This is a genomic window from Bacillus sp. JZ34 (assembly GCF_053903205.1).
Genome location: NZ_CP096403.1, coordinates 2558263 through 2575147 on the forward strand (window position 1 = coordinate 2558263; position 16885 = coordinate 2575147).

At 46.3% G+C, this 16885-nt stretch carries 16 protein-coding genes; all 16 read right to left on the reverse strand.

Going from position 1 to position 16885, the window contains the following annotated elements; genetic code table 11:
• The 16 genes from fliI to sucC all read right to left on the reverse strand — a co-directional run bounded on the left by fliI (position 1) and on the right by sucC (position 16805).
• On the reverse strand, positions 1–1314 hold the full coding sequence (gene fliI / locus M1D90_RS12875; RefSeq protein WP_269146012.1) for a flagellar protein export ATPase FliI: 1314 nt from the start codon (positions 1312–1314) through the stop codon (positions 1–3).
• The gene (gene fliH, locus M1D90_RS12880) at positions 1314–2081 is read right to left on the reverse strand and encodes a flagellar assembly protein FliH (protein ID WP_080131371.1); all 768 of its coding nucleotides are present in this window, start codon (positions 2079–2081) and stop codon (positions 1314–1316) included. The genes fliI and fliH overlap by 1 nt, the downstream gene beginning before the upstream one ends.
• Positions 2065–3081 (reverse strand): flagellar motor switch protein FliG, encoded by a 1017-nt coding sequence (fliG, locus tag M1D90_RS12885; RefSeq protein ID WP_020451391.1) that lies wholly within the window; start codon positions 3079–3081, stop codon positions 2065–2067. Before fliG ends, fliH begins: the two co-directional genes overlap by 17 nt.
• Before the next feature lie 13 nt (positions 3082–3094).
• A complete protein-coding gene (gene fliF / locus M1D90_RS12890; protein WP_020451390.1) occupies positions 3095–4696 on the reverse strand; it encodes a flagellar basal-body MS-ring/collar protein FliF in 1602 nt (533 codons plus the stop codon).
• A 50-nt stretch (positions 4697–4746) separates the two neighbouring features.
• Entirely contained in the window at positions 4747–5064 is a 318-nt protein-coding gene (fliE, locus tag M1D90_RS12895) for a flagellar hook-basal body complex protein FliE (protein WP_020451389.1), read from the reverse strand.
• Positions 5065–5077: 13 nt separating this feature from the next.
• A complete protein-coding gene (gene flgC / locus M1D90_RS12900) occupies positions 5078–5530 on the reverse strand; it encodes a flagellar basal body rod protein FlgC (protein WP_020451388.1) in 453 nt (150 codons plus the stop codon).
• Positions 5530–5919, reverse strand: coding sequence for a flagellar basal body rod protein FlgB (gene flgB / locus M1D90_RS12905; protein ID WP_020451387.1), 390 nt, complete (start codon positions 5917–5919; stop codon positions 5530–5532). The genes flgC and flgB overlap by 1 nt, the downstream gene beginning before the upstream one ends.
• A gap of 351 nt (positions 5920–6270) precedes the next feature.
• Entirely contained in the window at positions 6271–7050 is a 780-nt protein-coding gene (gene codY / locus M1D90_RS12910; protein WP_003181756.1) for a GTP-sensing pleiotropic transcriptional regulator CodY, read from the reverse strand.
• A gap of 38 nt (positions 7051–7088) precedes the next feature.
• Positions 7089–8492 carry an HslU--HslV peptidase ATPase subunit gene (hslU, locus tag M1D90_RS12915; RefSeq protein ID WP_020451385.1) on the reverse strand — a complete coding sequence of 468 codons (1404 nt, stop codon included), beginning with the start codon at positions 8490–8492 and terminating at the stop codon, positions 7089–7091.
• 16 nt (positions 8493–8508) lie between these two features.
• Positions 8509–9054 carry an ATP-dependent protease subunit HslV gene (gene hslV, locus M1D90_RS12920; RefSeq protein ID WP_020451384.1) on the reverse strand — a complete coding sequence of 182 codons (546 nt, stop codon included), beginning with the start codon at positions 9052–9054 and terminating at the stop codon, positions 8509–8511.
• 13 nt (positions 9055–9067) lie between these two features.
• Positions 9068–9982, reverse strand: a complete 915-nt coding sequence (gene xerC / locus M1D90_RS12925; protein ID WP_020451383.1) for a tyrosine recombinase XerC — start codon at positions 9980–9982, stop codon at positions 9068–9070.
• A 66-nt stretch (positions 9983–10048) separates the two neighbouring features.
• Complete coding sequence (trmFO, locus tag M1D90_RS12930; RefSeq protein ID WP_020451382.1) at positions 10049–11353, reverse strand: FADH(2)-oxidizing methylenetetrahydrofolate--tRNA-(uracil(54)-C(5))-methyltransferase TrmFO; 1305 nt, start codon at positions 11351–11353, stop codon at positions 10049–10051.
• Positions 11354–11428: 75 nt separating this feature from the next.
• Complete coding sequence (gene topA, locus M1D90_RS12935) at positions 11429–13504, reverse strand: type I DNA topoisomerase (protein WP_020451381.1); 2076 nt, start codon at positions 13502–13504, stop codon at positions 11429–11431.
• A gap of 204 nt (positions 13505–13708) precedes the next feature.
• The gene (dprA, locus tag M1D90_RS12940) at positions 13709–14611 is read right to left on the reverse strand and encodes a DNA-processing protein DprA (RefSeq protein WP_020451380.1); all 903 of its coding nucleotides are present in this window, start codon (positions 14609–14611) and stop codon (positions 13709–13711) included.
• Positions 14612–14723: 112 nt separating this feature from the next.
• Positions 14724–15626: a succinate--CoA ligase subunit alpha gene (sucD, locus tag M1D90_RS12945; protein ID WP_020451379.1), complete on the reverse strand. Its 903-nt coding sequence runs from the start codon at positions 15624–15626 to the stop codon at positions 14724–14726.
• Between the two features lie 18 nt (positions 15627–15644).
• Positions 15645–16805 (reverse strand): ADP-forming succinate--CoA ligase subunit beta, encoded by a 1161-nt coding sequence (sucC, locus tag M1D90_RS12950; protein WP_020451378.1) that lies wholly within the window; start codon positions 16803–16805, stop codon positions 15645–15647.
• Positions 16806–16885: the final 80 nt, after the last annotated feature.

Here is a 16885-nt window from a genome sequence, read left to right on the forward strand (position 1 = left end):
TTAATCCTCTCTTCCTGTAAGACTCTTTAATAAAGAAATGCTCTCTTCCAGCGACGCCGCTTCATCCACTTCCTGCTTGAGGAAGCTGATCAGCTTAGGGTGGAATTGTATGGCCTCATCAATTTCTCTGGAAGACCCTTTTTTATAGGCTCCTATGTTGATCAGGTCCTCTGAGTTTTGATAGGTTGACAGCATTTCCCTGAACCGATTCGCTGCTCTTATATGATCTTTCCCGGCGATGTTTGACATCACCCTGCTGATGCTTTTTAAAATGTTGACTGCCGGAAACTGGCCTTTATTCGCAAGGCTCCGGTCAAGAACGATATGACCGTCCAAGATTCCCCTGACAGTATCGGCGATCGGTTCATTCATATCATCACCGTCGACAAGAACCGTATAGAAAGCAGTTATTGACCCGTTTTCCGTCGTTCCTGTTCGTTCTAAGAGCTTAGGTAAAATAGCGAACACTGAGGGTGTATAACCTTTCGTCGTCGGCGGTTCGCCCGTCGCCAGGCCGATTTCCCTCTGAGCCATGGCAACCCTTGTCACCGAGTCCATCATGAACATCACGTTTTGTCCTTTGTCGCGGAAGTACTCGGCAATCGCTGTTGCTGTATAGGCCGCTTTCAGCCGCATCAATGCCGGCTGGTCGGAAGTAGCCACTACAACGATCGTGCGCTTCAGCCCTTCTTCGCCGAGATCTTTCTCAATGAACTCTCTGACTTCGCGGCCCCGCTCTCCGACAAGAGCGATGACATTCAAGTCTGCGGCCGTCTCTCTTGCTATCATGCCCATGAGCGTGCTTTTTCCGACGCCGCTTCCGGCGAATATCCCGACTCGTTGTCCTTTTCCGACGGTCAGCAGACTGTCGATTGATCTGACGCCGACCGCCATTTTTTCTCTGATTGGCGGCCTTTTCATCGGATTAGGTGGCGCCTGGTCTGTCGAAACTTGAGCCAAACCTTTCGGAAGCGTGCTGCCGTCGAGCGGATTGCCGAATGCATCGACAACTTGCCCGATCAAGCCGGAGCCGACTTTGACTCTGAGCGATTCTCCCGTCGCTTCGACAATGCTGCCGGGTGCAATATTGGCCGCTTCCAAATATGGCATGAGAAGAATATTTTGGTCTTTGAAGCCGACGACCTCAGCTTTGATGGCCTTTGGCCCGTCACCTTTTGTATAGATTTTGCAGACATCGCCGATTGAGCATTCAGGTCCTTTGGATTCAATCATCAGGCCGACCGCTTGTTTGACTTTTCCGTAACGTTTGTAGGAGTCTGCGGTTTCTATACATTCAAGCAGCTGCTCAAGCATCACTGGACAACACCTGCCGTTTCAAGCAGGCTGAGCAGTTTTTGTTTCAGCTGCTGTAATTGAGTGTCGATTCCTGCATCAATTCTTCCGAAAGCCGTTTCAACATAGCACGTTCCCTTTGACGCTTTTTCATCGGCGTATATCGCGAGATGGGCGCCATATTGGAGGAGCTGCTCAAGTTCGTTTTTGTGGCTTTGAACCTCTGTGTAATACTCCGGATCCACATAGACGGCAATGTCATCGAACTCTTTCATTTCGGACAGCACCTGTTTGACGAGGGCTGAAAAAGCTTCTTTGTCGTCAGCCTTTTGATTCCAAACTTTTTTAGCCAGCGACACGGCAAGTTCGACAATTTCTTCGGAAGATTGTTCGATTTTTTCTTCATAGTCACGCCTCGCCGCTCCGACGATGGCGTTGGCTTCATCCAAATAGGATTGATAAGTGCTTTGGGCCTCGGCCTTTCCCTGTTCAAACCCCGCTTGAAAGCCTTCTTGTTTCGCCTGGTCTATCAGCGCTTCGCGTTCTGTTTCCCAGCTTATCCTTTCCTCTTCGATTTGCCGTCTGACCTGTTCGAGTTCAGCGTTCGCTTTTTCGTATATTTTCCCTGCTTCCTGTCTGGCATGATCGAGGAGGAATTCCGGATCCTGTCCGGTATCAAGTTCAGTTTCTGTTTCAGGAAGTTTGACTTCCTTTAATGAAATCGTCCGCCTTTCTTTTGGCGGTATTGATGATAATCGCTGTTTAATAATGTTAGACAATGATATCATCTCCTCCGCCTCTGGCGATTACGATCTCACCTGCTTCTTCAAGTCTTCGGATGACGCTTACGATTCTGGATTGAGCTTCTTCTACGTCACGCAGACGCACAGGACCCATGAATTCCATTTCTTCTTTAAATGTTTCAGCCATACGCTGCGACATATTGCTGAAGACGATGTCTTTGACCTCTTCGCTGGCCACTTTGAGGGAGAGAAGCAGATCGTCGTTTTCCACATCGCGGATAACCCTTTGAATGGCGCGGTTATCAAGCGTAACGATATCTTCAAAGACGAACATCCGCTTTTTAATCTCGTCGGCAAGCTCAGGATCCTGGATTTCAAGGGAGTCAAGGATCGTTTTCTCTGTACCTCTGTCAACTCCGTTCAACACTTCGACAACGGCTTCAATGCCGCCGGTCTGCGTGTAGTCCTGAGTGAATGTGGAGGATAGCTTTTGCTCCAGAATCTGTTCGACTTCATTGATGATTTCCGGCGACGTCCTGTCCATGACAGCGATCCGTCTTGCAACCTCTGCCTGCACATCCTGATTTAGTTCTGATAATATCTGACCGGATTGCACGGGATCGAGATAAGACAGAATCAATGCGATCGTCTGCGGATGTTCATGCTGGATAAAGTTCAGAATCTGCTCGGGATCCGCTTTTCTGGCAAAATCGAACGGTCTGACTTGAAGAGACGATGTCAACCTGTTGATAATGCTGGCGGCTTTGTCTTCGCCGAGCGCTTTGTCAAGCACCTGCTTGGCGTAGTGAATGCCGCCTTGTGATATATATTCTTGAGCAATAGCCGTTTCATGAAATTCCTGAATAATTTCATCTTTTTTCTCTGGTGATACAGCTCTGACATTTGATATTTCAAGCGTCAGCCTTTCGATTTCTTCATCTGTTAAATGCTTGTAAACGGAAGCTGACACATCAAGCCCTAAGGATATCATGAGAATGGCCGCTTTTTGTTTGCCTGTAAGCCTATCTTGTTTCATTTTTGCCATTTCAATACTCCTCCTAATCCTCGGTCAGCCAGCTGCGCAACAATTTGGCGAATTCTTCAGGCTTATCTTTCGCCATTTTTTCAAGCTGTTTTCGTCTGACAGTTTCTTCCGTCTCTTTTTCATTGTTCACATCAGCAACACGAATCGGTTCCTGAGGCGTTTCATACCATTCTTCCTCGTATTCGTCATCTCTATTTTTACGTCTTCTGACAAGCCAGATGATGAGGCCGATTACAGCAACAAGCGCTGCTCCGCCTGCGATGTAAATCCACATCGGTATACCGCCTGTTTCCGTTCCTTCATCGATTGTCTGCTTGCCGTCGAACGATTGGACAGAAACAACGATTTTATTTTCAATATCCTCATCTGTCAGCGGCTCTTCTTCATACTTCTTGTCGATCGATGTTTTCACAATGGTTGAGAGGATTTTTTTAATATCATCTTCTCTTTCAGCAGGCAGTGACTGCGGGTTCTTCGCATCAGGCGGTTCAACCATGACCTGGACGCCCAGATCTCTGATTTTGTACGGACTTTCGGCGATTTCTTTATGAATTTTGTTGACTTCATTGTTGATTCGTTCTTCGCTTTTTTCGTAGTCTCCGTTGCCTGTTCCGCCTTCTGTCTCCGCATAGTTTGTTACATCGTTTTCACCTGTTCCGTTGACGCCTCCAGCTTGCGCTCCCTGTCCGGAATACGTTTCACTGACGCGCTCTGCGCTGACCGTGATCCCTTCCATATTTTCTTTGTCGACAGGTTCAACCAGATCTTCCGTCCTGTTTTCTTTTGTGAAGTCGATGTCGGATGTGACGGATACAACTACTTTATCCTGTCCCATCATCGTGCCGAGCATGGTTTGAATTTGTCTCTGCAGGTCCTTTTCGATCTGAGCTTTGACTTGCCTTTGTGAAGAGTAGCTGTCAGCGTATGAACCTGAATCTTTGCCGGTTTGATCGTAATACGTGGAGTTTTGATCCATGATCACGATATTTTCCGGATCAAGGTTCGGCACGCTTTTCGATACGAGATGATAAAGGCCGTTGATTTCATTTTGATCAAGCGTGTGGCCGGGCTTCACCTGAAGAACAATCGAAGCGGATGCTTCCGGCTTTTCCTCTCCGACAAAGACGGATTCCTTCGGCAGGTTAATCATGACCTTTGAATCTTTAATCCCGTCTATTCCTTTGATGAGGTTGGAAAGCTCGGTTTGCGTTGCTTTCACTTTCAATACGTCAAATTCGTTGTCCGTCATACCGAAACCGGCATTTTGACCAAAGAACGAATAATCGATGCTTCCGCTTTTCGGAAGACCCTCTGCCGCAAGATCGACTTTCAGCCCGTCGACTTTTTCTTCCGGAACTTTAATGACTGAACCGTCAGCTGCAACCTCAGATGGAACACCTTTTTCATCGAGCACTTTTTTGATTTGGCCGGTTTCTTCAGCTGACAAGTCTTTATAGAGCGGCACCATTTTATTCGACGAAGCAACAATTCCAATGATGATTGACAGGATCACTGCCAGAGCGACGATGCCGATCATCAAAAACTTCTGCAGCTTTGATCTGTTTTTCCAAAAATCTGTTATTTTCGTTTTGATTTGCAATAAAGTACGATTCATCTTACTCCCCCGGTAGTTACACTAATTCTCTTCGCTTTCAGACTCCTTTCTTACATTTGCATTCTCATGATTTCCTGATAAGCTTCAACCGCTTTGTTGCGGAATTCCGTCGCAGCCGTCAATGTAATATTTGCCTTCTGGGCTGCAACCATCACTTCATCAAGGTTGACATCCTGACCGAGAGCAAGCGCGTTTGTCAGTTTATCAGATTCATTTTGAGATTGATTCAAAGCATTGATAGAATCTTTCAGCACGTTGGAAAAGCTGACTTGGTTCTCTGAACCGTCCTGCTTGTTCGTGATCTGATTTGTTGCATTCGTTCCCGCCTGCACGGGTTGAATTCCAAATGGAGAGATTCCATTAACCATTCGTGTCATCACCCTACTTTCCGATTTCTAGTGCTTTCATCAGCATTCCTTTTGTCGCGTTCATCGCTGTGACATTCGCTTCATATGACCTTGTGCTGCCCATTAAATCAACCATCTCTTTTAGCGGATCGACATTCGGCATCTGCACGTATCCGTCTTCGTTTGCGTCGGGATGCGTCGGATCATAAACGAGTTTAAATGGTGTTTTGTCTTCGCTGATCTTGGTCACCTTTACCCCTTCACCGACTCTCGCCGATGCATTCATCGATGATTGGAGCACGGATGAAAAAGATTCGCCTTTCGGAGCCGTCGATACAAGCTTTCTTCTATACGGCTGCCACTGTCCGTCGACCAGCTTCGCTCTTGTTGTGTCCATGTTTGCCAGGTTGGAAGAAACGGTATCCATTCTGACTCTCTGTGCAGTCAACGCCGAAGCTGAGATGTTGATGCTATTGAATACCCCCATTATTTACCTCCTGTAATCGCGGTCCGCAGTGAGTTGAATTTGCCGCTTATTCTTTCAACCAGCGCTTGATACTGGATTTGATTTTTCGCCATTTCACTCATTTCCTGATCAACGTCCACGTTGTTCCCGTTTTCCTGATAACTTGTATTCTTTCTCGACACAACTGAATAATTTGACTCATTCCCTTTGAAGTCAATGTGTCTATAGTCTGTTTTTATAGCGTTAATTCGGGAGGACTCCTCATTCAGCACATTTTTGAAGGATACTTTTTTCGCCTTGTAGTTCGGTGTGTCTACATTGGCCAGATTGTTCGTTATGACTTTTTGCTTAATGTTCGCTTGATTCAAGGCTCCCTCTAGTCTATGTATTGTTCCTGAAAATATATCCATCGCCAAATACCTCCAATCTTTTTCCATCTGTCTCAAAATCTTGTCGAGAATTGTAAAAACCATAAGCCTATTGTAAGGAATAATAGGCTTAAAGTCTATGATCTGGACGCAAAAAAAAATCGTAATAAATATCTATTTTATGAATAGGTATTTCGACCTAGATTATAAGAACTATGTAATGTTACGTTTGTTAAAGTTTCAAAACATTATGTTAGTATATTTTTTATTCAAGCAACGCATTGATTCAGCACCGCATTTTAGTTGTTTTTGATATGAAAAAATTACGATAATATAGTTTAAAACGTGAAATAAAAAAAGCCGCAGAACGGCATGTTCTGCGGCTTTCATCTTTTAATGAGACTTTAGTTTTTCTAATTCCATTAAAAATTTGTTGTTCAGGACTTTAATGTATGTGCCTTTCATCCCTAATGACCTTGATTCAATGACACCGGCGCTTTCAAGTTTGCGCAGCGCATTGACAATGACCGAGCGGGTGATGCCGACGCGGTCTGCAATTTTACTTGCGACAAGCAGACCTTCATTTCCGTCAAGCTCTTCAAAAATATGTTCAATTGCTTCAAGCTCGCTGTAAGATAATGAACTGATCGCCATTTGAACGACCGCTTTGCTGCGTGCTTCCTCTTCGATCTCTTCAGCTTTCTCTCTGAGAATTTCCATTCCTACGACCGTTGCGCCATATTCGGCAAGGATCAGATCGTCATCCTCGAATTTCTCCTGAAGGCGGGACAGAATCAAGGTGCCGAGTCTTTCGCCTCCTCCGATGATCGGAACGACTGTGGTCAGACCCGCTTGGAACAAATCGCGGTTTTCCACAGGGAAAGCCGTATATTCGCTGTTAATGTCAAGGTTGGATGAAGTTTCCGGAATGTTGAACAGACTTTTTGTATAGTCTTCAGGAAACTGGCGCTCTTCAAGCATTTTTTTCATCCGGTCATTTTCGATCTGCTGGTTGATCGAGAAACCGAGAAGCTTTCCTCTGCGGCTGACGACGAAAATGTTCGAATCAATCACATCGCGAAGCGTTTCGGCCATTTCTTTAAAATTAACCGGCTTCCCTGCCGCATTTTGCAGCATTGCATTAATCTTTCTTGTTTTTTGTAATAAAGCCATAATAAATTGATCCTCCTAAATTACTCTTATTTAATTGTTTATAAAATAAACTGGCTTAAATCCTTATTCTTAGCGATCGAACCGAGCTTTTCTTCAACATATTGAGGCGTGATGACAACTTCCTCCATCGTTACATCCGGAGCCTCGAATGACAGTTCTTCCAAAAGCCGTTCCAAAATGGTGTGAAGCCTTCTCGCCCCGATATTGTCTGTGTCCTGGTTCACATGATAAGCCACTTCTGCAATCTTACGAATAGCATCGTCAGAAAATTCAAGAGATATACCTTCCGTCTTCAATAAAGCCTTATACTGCTTTAGAAGAGCGTTGTCAGGCTCAGTTAAGATTTTCACAAAATCATCGATGCTCAGCTTTTGAAGCTCAACGCGGATCGGAAAGCGTCCCTGCAGCTCTGGAATTAGATCTGAAGGCTTCGCCATATGGAATGCACCTGCAGCGATGAACAGCACGTGATCCGTTTTGACCGCACCGTACTTTGTCATGACGGTAGAGCCTTCTACAATCGGAAGAATATCGCGCTGCACGCCCTCTCTTGAGACGTCGGCCGATGAAGAAGCACCGCTCTTTTTGGCGATTTTATCGATCTCATCGATAAAGATGATTCCCGACTGTTCGGCTCTCAGGACGGCCTCCTGGGCAGCTTCGTCCATATCGATGAGCTTTGCCGCTTCTTCATTCGTCAGCACTTTTCGTGCTTCCCTAACCGTCAGCTTGCGGCGCTTTTTCTTTTTCGGCATCAGGCTGCTGAGCGCATCCTGCATGTTCATGCCCATCTGTTCCATACCCGAGCCTTGGAGCATATCAAACATGGATGGCTGCTGCTCCTCCACCTCCACGGTGACATAATGGTCTTCAAGCTCGCCGAGAGCAAGCTGATGTGCAATCCGCTTCCGGTTGTTTTCGATATCCGTGTCTTCATGCTTTTCCGCTTCATTCGTCTCTTGATCCTGATTACCGCCAAACAGCATTTCAAAAGGATTTTTCGCACCTGACTGTTTTTTCCTTCCCGGTACAAGCAGGCGGACGAGGCGTTTATTTGCGTTTTCTTCGGCGATGCCTTTCACTTCGTTCATTTTTTCCTCTTTGACGAGGCGGATTGACGTTTCCACAAGATCCCTGACCATCGATTCAACATCTCTGCCCACATAACCGACTTCCGTGAACTTCGTCGCTTCGATTTTGACGAACGGAGCGCCGACGAGCTTCGCGATTCGTCTTGCAATCTCGGTTTTTCCCACACCTGTCGGACCCATCATCAATATGTTTTTCGGAACGATTTCTTCGCGCAGTTTTTCATCAAGAAGACTTCTTCTGTAGCGGTTCCTCAATGCCACGGCGACCGCTTTTTTCGCATCGAGCTGGCCGACGATGTATTGATCAAGCCTTTCGACGATCTGCCTAGGAGTCAGCGGCTTTTTTTCCATATGCCTCATATCCTTTCTATTCAAGTTCTTCTACAATGATCTGATCGTTCGTATACACACAGATTTCGCCCGCGGTTTCAAGTGAGGCCCTCGCAATCGCTCTTGCGTCAAGCTGGCCGCCTGCATGACGTTTCAACGCCCTTCCGGCTGCCAGGGCATAGTTTCCGCCTGAGCCGATCGCCAAAATGCCGTCGTCAGGTTCAATCACCTCGCCTGTTCCGGAAACGAGCAGCATGCTGTCAGCGTTCATGACGATCAGCATCGCCTCAAGCTTTCTGAGGACTTTATCGCTTCGCCACTCTTTTGCAAGCTCGACTGCCGCACGCTGTAAATTGCCGTTGTACTCTTCAAGCTTCGCTTCAAACATTTCAAAGAGCGTGAAAGCGTCCGCAACAGAACCGGCAAAGCCGGCAATGACTTTCCCGTTGAAGAGCTTTCTTACCTTTCTAGCGGTATGCTTCATGACGACAGCCTGACCGAACGTAACCTGGCCGTCTCCCGCCATCGCGCTTTTTCCGTTGTGCTGGACGGCGAATATCGTCGTTGCGTGAAAAGATGACATAAAAGAACCTCCTTTATTTCCCTTTATGTGCCCGAGGGTGATGAGACATATATGTCTTTCTGAGCATATCTTTAGATACATGCGTATACACCTGGGTTGAAGAAAGGTTTGAATGCCCAAGCAGTTCCTGAACGCTCCTGAGATCCGCACCCTCATTTAACAAATGGGTGGCAAAAGTATGGCGGAGCATATGCGGATGTATATGTAATGTACCCGAAGTCTTTTTGACCAGTTCTCCCAAAATGTAACGAACCCCCCTCGGGGTTAAGGGCCCGCCCCTTTGATTCAAAAAAATAAAAGGGCAGGGCTCTTTCGCTTTTAACAGAAGGATGCGTCTTCCATTTTGCAAATACAGATCCAAAGCCTCCCGGGCGAATGAACCAAATGGAATATACCTTTGCTTCCTGCCTTTCCCGTGAACCAAAACCGTATCTAAAAACAGATCCAAATCGGATTCCTTCAGGCTGCAAAGTTCGCTTACCCGCATGCCTGTTGCGTAAAGAAGTTCCAAGAGCGCCTGATTCCTTTGGCCGAGCGGTGTACTCAAGTCCGAAACCTCAAACAGTTCTTCAAGTTCTTTTTCATATAAAAATTTTGGAATCCGTTTATCCTGTTTCGGAAGACTGACAAGCAGAAACGGGTTTTCTTTTACCATCTTTTCCCTTAATAAAAATTTATAGAAGCTTCGCAGAGCCGAAATTTTCTTGCTAATCGTCCTGCGAGTAAGCCCTTTTTCATGCGCTTCCGTCAAGAAAATTCTCACATCCGGATAAGTCACGTCTTCAAAACCTTTTATGCCCTGAACTTGTAAAAAGCGTTCAAAGTCTTCAATAGAAGAAATGTAACCCACAATTGTATATTTTGAATAATTCTTTTCTATTTGTAAATATTCAATGAATAAAGTTAAAAAATTCTTAACATTTGCCATCATTACACCTCTTCGAAAAGGGCTTTTAAATGTTATCACATAACAAGTTCATCTGGCAATGAATAACTATAGCGTTTTCGAAATATTTTGAATTGTCTCCAATGCGCGCGAAGCATACTGTTCATTTCGTTCCTGCTTGTTTTTAATTTTAACCCCCAATTCCTTGAACAGACCGAAGTTCGCATTCATCGGCTGGAAGTTTTTCTTGTTTGTTTCCGTGATGTAATGGGCCATGCTGCCGATCGCTGTTTCATTTGAAAAAGTGACCGGTTCTTTTCCCTGAATGAGCCGAGCCGCATTTATTCCGGCAACAAGACCTGAAGCCGCTGATTCAACATACCCTTCAACACCTGTCATTTGGCCGGCGAAAAACAGATCGTCCCGTTTTTTAAACTGGTAGGTCGCTTTTAAAAGACTCGGCGAGTTGATGAACGTATTTCTGTGCATTACGCCGTAGCGGACGATTTCAGCTTGTTCCAGTCCCGGAATAAGGCGGAGCACTTCCTTTTGGTCGCCCCATTTGAGGTGGGTCTGAAAACCGACGATATTGTAAAGCGTGCCGGCTGCATCATCTTGGCGCAGCTGCACAACGGCGTATGGACGCTTTCCTGTTTTGGGATCTTCAAGGCCGACAGGCTTCATCGGGCCGAACAGCATCGTTTTTTTGCCGCGCTTCGCCATGACTTCAATCGGCATGCAGCCTTCAAAGAAGATTTCCTTTTCAAATTCTTTCAATGGAACAGTTTCCGCAGACACAAGGGCGTCATAAAATCTGTCAAACTCTTCTTCAGTCATCGGACAGTTCAAATACGCTGCCTCCCCTTTGTCATAGCGGGATTTCAAATAGACTTTATCCATGTCAAGGCTGTCTTTCTCAACTATCGGCGCAGCGGCGTCATAAAAGTACAGATAGTCCTCTCCTGTCAGCTCCCGGAGCTTCGCGGAAAGCGATTCTGACGTCAGCGGTCCTGTTGCAATAATAGTCGGTCCTTCCGGTATTTCCGTGACTTCTTCATTGAGCACAGTCACATTCGGATGATTCTTTACTTTTTCGGTAACGTTTGCGGCAAATTCATGCCTGTCTACGGCAAGCGCACCGCCGGCAGGAACAGAACATTCGTCAGCAGCAGCGATGATGGCCGAGTCAAGAACCCGCATTTCTTCCTTTAATACACCGACAGCGTTCGTTAATGAATTCGCCCGAAGCGAGTTGCTGCAGACAAGTTCTGCGAATTTATCTGTATGGTGTGCCGGCGTTTGTTTAACAGGCCTCATTTCGTATAAACGGACATTGATACCTCGCTTGGCAAGCTGCCATGCAGCTTCGCTTCCGGCAAGTCCTGCACCGATGACATTTACTGTTTGATTCATATTCACATCTCCTAATTTATGAGTTGACTTCATCTTTTAACACAACAAAGAAGGTGAGCAAAGCCCTGCTCACCGCTACTTTTGTTGTTCTTCCTTATAATCGCAATTCACGCACTGCACTTGAACGCCTTTTTTGAGCTTTTTCTCGACAAGCATGTCCTCACATTTCGGACATTTCCGTTCAAGCGGTTTATCCCATGATACGAATTCGCATTCAGGATAGCGGTCACAGCCGTAAAAAATACGGCGTTTTTTCGATTTGCGCTCGACGATGTTGCCGGTTTTGCATGAAGGGCATTTGACCCCGATCTCTTTTACAATCGGCTTGGTGTTGCGGCAGTCCGGAAAATTGGAGCAGGCCATAAATTTGCCGTAGCGGCCCATTTTATAGACCATCGGGTGGCCGCACTCTTCACAGTCCACACCCGCATACTCCGGTTCGATTTCCACTTCCTGCATCTCGGCTTCCGCCTTTTCAACGCGTTTTTCAAAGTCCTTGTAAAAGGAATCGATGATCTGCACCCATTGAATGTTTCCGTCTTCAACGTCATCAAGCTCTTTTTCCATTTTGGCGGTGAACTCAACATTAATGATCTCAGGGAAAAACTCCATGATCAAGTCAAGCACGATTTGACCGAGTTCAGTCGGGATAAAGCGTTTGTTATCAAGGGCGACATACCCGCGCTTTTGAATTGTGTCAAGCGTCGGCGCGTAAGTCGACGGACGGCCGATTCCCAGCTCTTCAAGCGTTTTGACCAGCCTTGCTTCCGTATAGCGCGGAGGTGGCTGTGTGAAGTGCTGTTCGGGTTCGATATCTTTTGAAAGAACGGTGTCGCCTTCAGCGAGATCCGGAAGCATCTTATTCTTCTCTTCCATCTGATCGTCTTTTCCTTCAACGTACACCTTCATGAAACCTGAAAACTTGACTTTACTGCCGTTCGCCCGAAATGTCAACCCGTTGTTTTCAAGATCGACGCTCATCGTATCGAGTGTCGCCGGAGCCATCTGGCTTGCGACAAAGCGCTCCCAGATCAGCTTGTATAGTCGAAGCTGATCTCTTCCCAATACCGCCTTCAGATCGGAAGGCTTTCTGAGCACCGAGGTCGGCCTGATCGCTTCGTGGGCATCCTGGGCGTTTTCATTCTTTTTGGCAGGTTTTCGCTTGCTCCCCAAAAATTCTTTTCCGTACTGTTCGCCGATGAATGATGCCGCTTCTTCTTGAGCTGTATTCGAGATGCGTGTTGAATCCGTTCTCATATAAGTGATTAACCCGACAGTTCCTTCTTTGCCGAGATCGATTCCTTCATAAAGCTGCTGGGCGATCATCATCGTTTTCTTTGCCCGGAAATTTAATTTACGCGCCGCTTCCTGCTGAAGCGTCGATGTTGTAAACGGGAGCGCAGGGTTCCGCTTCCGTTCTTTTTTCGTAACCTTTTTAACCTCAAATTTGTTCCCTTTGATCTGGGAGAGGATTTGTTTTACATCTTCTTCGCTTTTCAGCTGGTGCTTTTCGCCGTTTATTCCGAAGAAACTCGCTTCAAATGTTTCTTTGCCTTTGAGAAAAGACCCTTCAATGGTCCAATATTCTTCAGGTTTAAAATCGTTGATTTCTTTTTCTCTGTCAATGATAAGGCGGAGTGCAACAGATTGGACACGTCCCGCACTCAAGCCTTTTTTTACTTTTTTCCATAAAATCGGGCTGATTTTGTACCCTACAAGGCGGTCCAGAATTCTTCTCGCCTGCTGGGCGTCGACAAGATCCATATTGATCATGCGCGGATGCTTAAATGAATCTTTGATCGCATCTTTTGTAATCTCATTAAATACGACGCGGCAGTCGGAATTCAGATCCAGATCAAGGCTGTGTGCCAAATGCCACGCGATCGCTTCCCCTTCCCTGTCGGGGTCGGCTGCGAGATAGACTTTTTTTGCCTTTTTGGCGGCCGTTTTTAATTCTTTTAACACGGGGCCTTTCCCGCGGATCGTGATGTATTTTGGTTCAAAGTTCTGCTCGATGTCAACGCCCATCTGGCTTTTCGGCAAGTCTCTGACGTGTCCCATCGAAGCTTTCACTTTATATTTTTTTCCTAAGTATCGCTCAATCGTTTTTGCCTTTGCAGGCGATTCCACGATGACTAAGTATTCGGACATAACATTATCCCCCTCAAGAGGTGTTCTCTCTCTTTTCAATTTAGCCTTTTTATTGTATTCAGCATAATCGTCGTTTATATAATCATTATTTTTACGAAAAGTGTCTGATTTAATCCTTCTATATGTTGAACGCCGATTAAAGCGTTTAAACTTGAAATCCTCACTATTATTAAATATTACAATACAGTTTGTCAAACGATAATTCTAAACAGGTTCCGGATATTGAGTGCGTGAAGGCGGCAGTTCGCTCAAAATATCTTCAATATTCAATACGAGTTTCGCCCCTTCCTGGATCAGCCTTGAAGGACCGCAAGAGTTGGCGTCAAAGATCGGACCAGGCACGGCGAACACCTCCCGCCCCTGCTCAAGGGCTTGATATGCTGTGATGAGCGACCCGCTCTTTTCCTTTCCCTGGACGACAACGATTCCTTCCGTTAATCCGCTGATCAGCCGATTTCGCATCGGAAAGTGCCATTTTTGAGGTTTAACGTGGGGAGGGTGCTCTGATACCAGCAGGTGGTTTTCGGCCATTTGACCGGCGAGCTGGCGGTGTTCACGGGGATATATGCTATTGAATCCGCCCGCGATGACGCCGATTGTCCTTCCCTTTGAACAGATGCTCTCCTGATGGGCAAGACCGTCAATTCCTTTTGCAAGGCCGCTGACGATCGTCCAGCTTTTTTTGCAAAGCTCCCTGACAAGGTGAACCGCTGCTCTTTTTCCGTATAATGACGGGCTGCGGGTTCCGACGATTCCGATCAGTCTTTGTTCATTGAGAAGTTTAACATCTCCTTTTAAAAAAAGGACGGGAGGCGGGTCATGAATGGTTTTCAGGCTGGCTGGATAATCGGGGGAACATATGGCGGCCATGCGGACTCCGGCCGCTTCGTAAGAACGGATGAGCCGTTTAACATTAGACAGTTCTTGTTTCGCCAGTTTTCGTATGGAGCACAAGTCTGATCTTTTTAATGAAAGCTTCGTTAAAAGATGGTTTTTTTCGTCCGTAAGAGACAAGGAAGGATCCTGCTTCCACCACTTGGTCAGCAGAGAAGGGGAGAGTGTGCCGCGAAGGCGGAGCAATATCAAAAGCTCGCTGCTGTCGTTCATTCAAAAACCTCCAAACATTTTTAAAACAAAACAATCTGAAAGTACTAAACGATTTAACCAGTTATGAAAAAGCAGGAATAGACCAATCGGACTATTCCCGCTCATGTTAAGATCAATGTGTTTTACACGTTTCGTAAAGGCCTTTTTCCTTCAGCACTTTAATCAATGTTTCTCCCATAACAGAAGGCGTTTCAGCCACTTCGATTCCGCAGGCGTTCATCGTTTTGACCTTTTCGTCCGCCGTTCCTTTTCCTCCGGAAATGATGGCGCCGGCATGCCCCATACGCTTGCCAGGAGGCGCTGTTTTTCCTCCTATGAAACCGACGACAGGTTTGGTCATGTTGGCTTTCACCCATTCGGCCGCTTCCTCTTCAGCTGTTCCGCCGATTTCGCCGATCATGATTACCGCATGTGTATCAGGATCTTCATTAAACGCCTTCAGCACATCGATGAAGTTCGTCCCGTTGACAGGGTCTCCGCCGATGCCCACTGCCGTTGACTGGCCGACTCCTGCTTCTGAAAGCTGATGAACCGCTTCATATGTAAGGGTTCCTGAACGCGACACAACGCCGACATGGCCTTTTTTATGGATATATCCGGGCATGATCCCGATTTTACACTCCTCAGGCGTAATGACTCCTGGACAGTTCGGACCGATGAGCCTTGTTTTCTTGTCTTCCATATACCTTTTAACTTTTACCATATCCAGCACCGGAATGTGCTCAGTAATACAGATGACAAGATCAAGCTCAGCATCTGTCGCTTCCATAATCGCATCGGCTGCAAAAGCCGCAGGAACGTAAATGACAGACGCATTTGCCCCGGTCTGCTTTACAGCCTCTTCGACCGTGTTGAACACAGGCACCCCTTCAACCTCTGTTCCGCCTTTGCCCGGTGTGACTCCGCCGACAATTTTCGTTCCGTATTCAAGCATCTGCTTTGTGTGAAACAAAGCGGTTGAACCCGTTATCCCCTGAACAATGACTTTTGTGTCTTTATTAATAAATACACTCATTTTGGTCCCCTGCCTTTCTTACTTCACTAAGGATACGATTTTCTGCGCGCCGTCAGCCATTGATTCCGCAGACGTAATATTGAGTCCTGAATCATCGAGGATCTTCTTGCCGAGATCGACATTGGTGCCTTCAAGGCGAACGACAAGCGGCAATGTCAGACCGACTTGTTTCGTCGCTTCAACAACACCTTCTGCAATGACGTCGCATTTCATGATACCGCCGAAAATATTGACAAAGATCCCTTTGACGTTTTGATCAGACAAAATGATCTTGAACGCTTCCGTTACCTTTTCAGCTGTCGCGCCGCCTCCAACGTCAAGGAAGTTGGCCGGTTCCCCTCCGTAGTGCTTGATAATGTCCATGGTCGACATCGCAAGCCCCGCTCCGTTGACCATGCAGCCGATGTTTCCATCGAGCGAAATATAGCTTAAATCATACTTGGATGCTTCGATTTCCTTCGGATCTTCTTCATCGAGATCTCTGTACTCCAAGATGTCTTTTTGTCTGTATAGCGCATTGCTGTCAAAGTTCAGCTTGGCGTCAAGGGCCATGACTTTTCCGTCACCTGTGACGACGAGCGGATTGATTTCAGCAATGGAACAGTCTTTTTCAGTAAACGCCTTGTACAATCCCATCATAAACTTAACAGCCTGGCCGACAAGCTCTTTCGGGATATTGATGGCGAAGGCGATTTTTCTCGCCTGGTAACCCTGCAGTCCGACAGCCGGATCGATCACTTCTTTGACAATTTTTTCCGGCGTTTTTTCAGCGACTTCTTCAATTTCCGTGCCGCCTTCTTCGGATGCCATCAGCACGATGCGTGAAGTCGCCCTGTCAAGAACCAGACCGACATAGTATTCTTTTTTGATATCGCAGCCTTCTTCAATAAGTAAGCGTTTTATTTGCTGGCCGTCAGGACCCGTCTGGTGAGTGACAAGCGTCTTCCCCAACAATTCTTCCGCATAGGCTTTGACTTCTTCTTTTGATTTTGCAATTTTAACCCCGCCAGCTTTACCGCGTCCGCCGGCGTGAATTTGAGCTTTCACGACATAAACCGAGCTGGACAGCGCTTCCGCTGCTTTGACCGCTTCATCTGCTGTAAATGCCACTTTACCTTCCGGAACAGCCACTCCGTATTGTCTGAGTACTTCTTTCCCTTGGTACTCATGGATATTCATTTCCCATCCTCCTAACTTATGTAGCAAAAATAAAAATAGACTGCGCTTTCATTTTATATAATCATAGATCGATTGTCTAG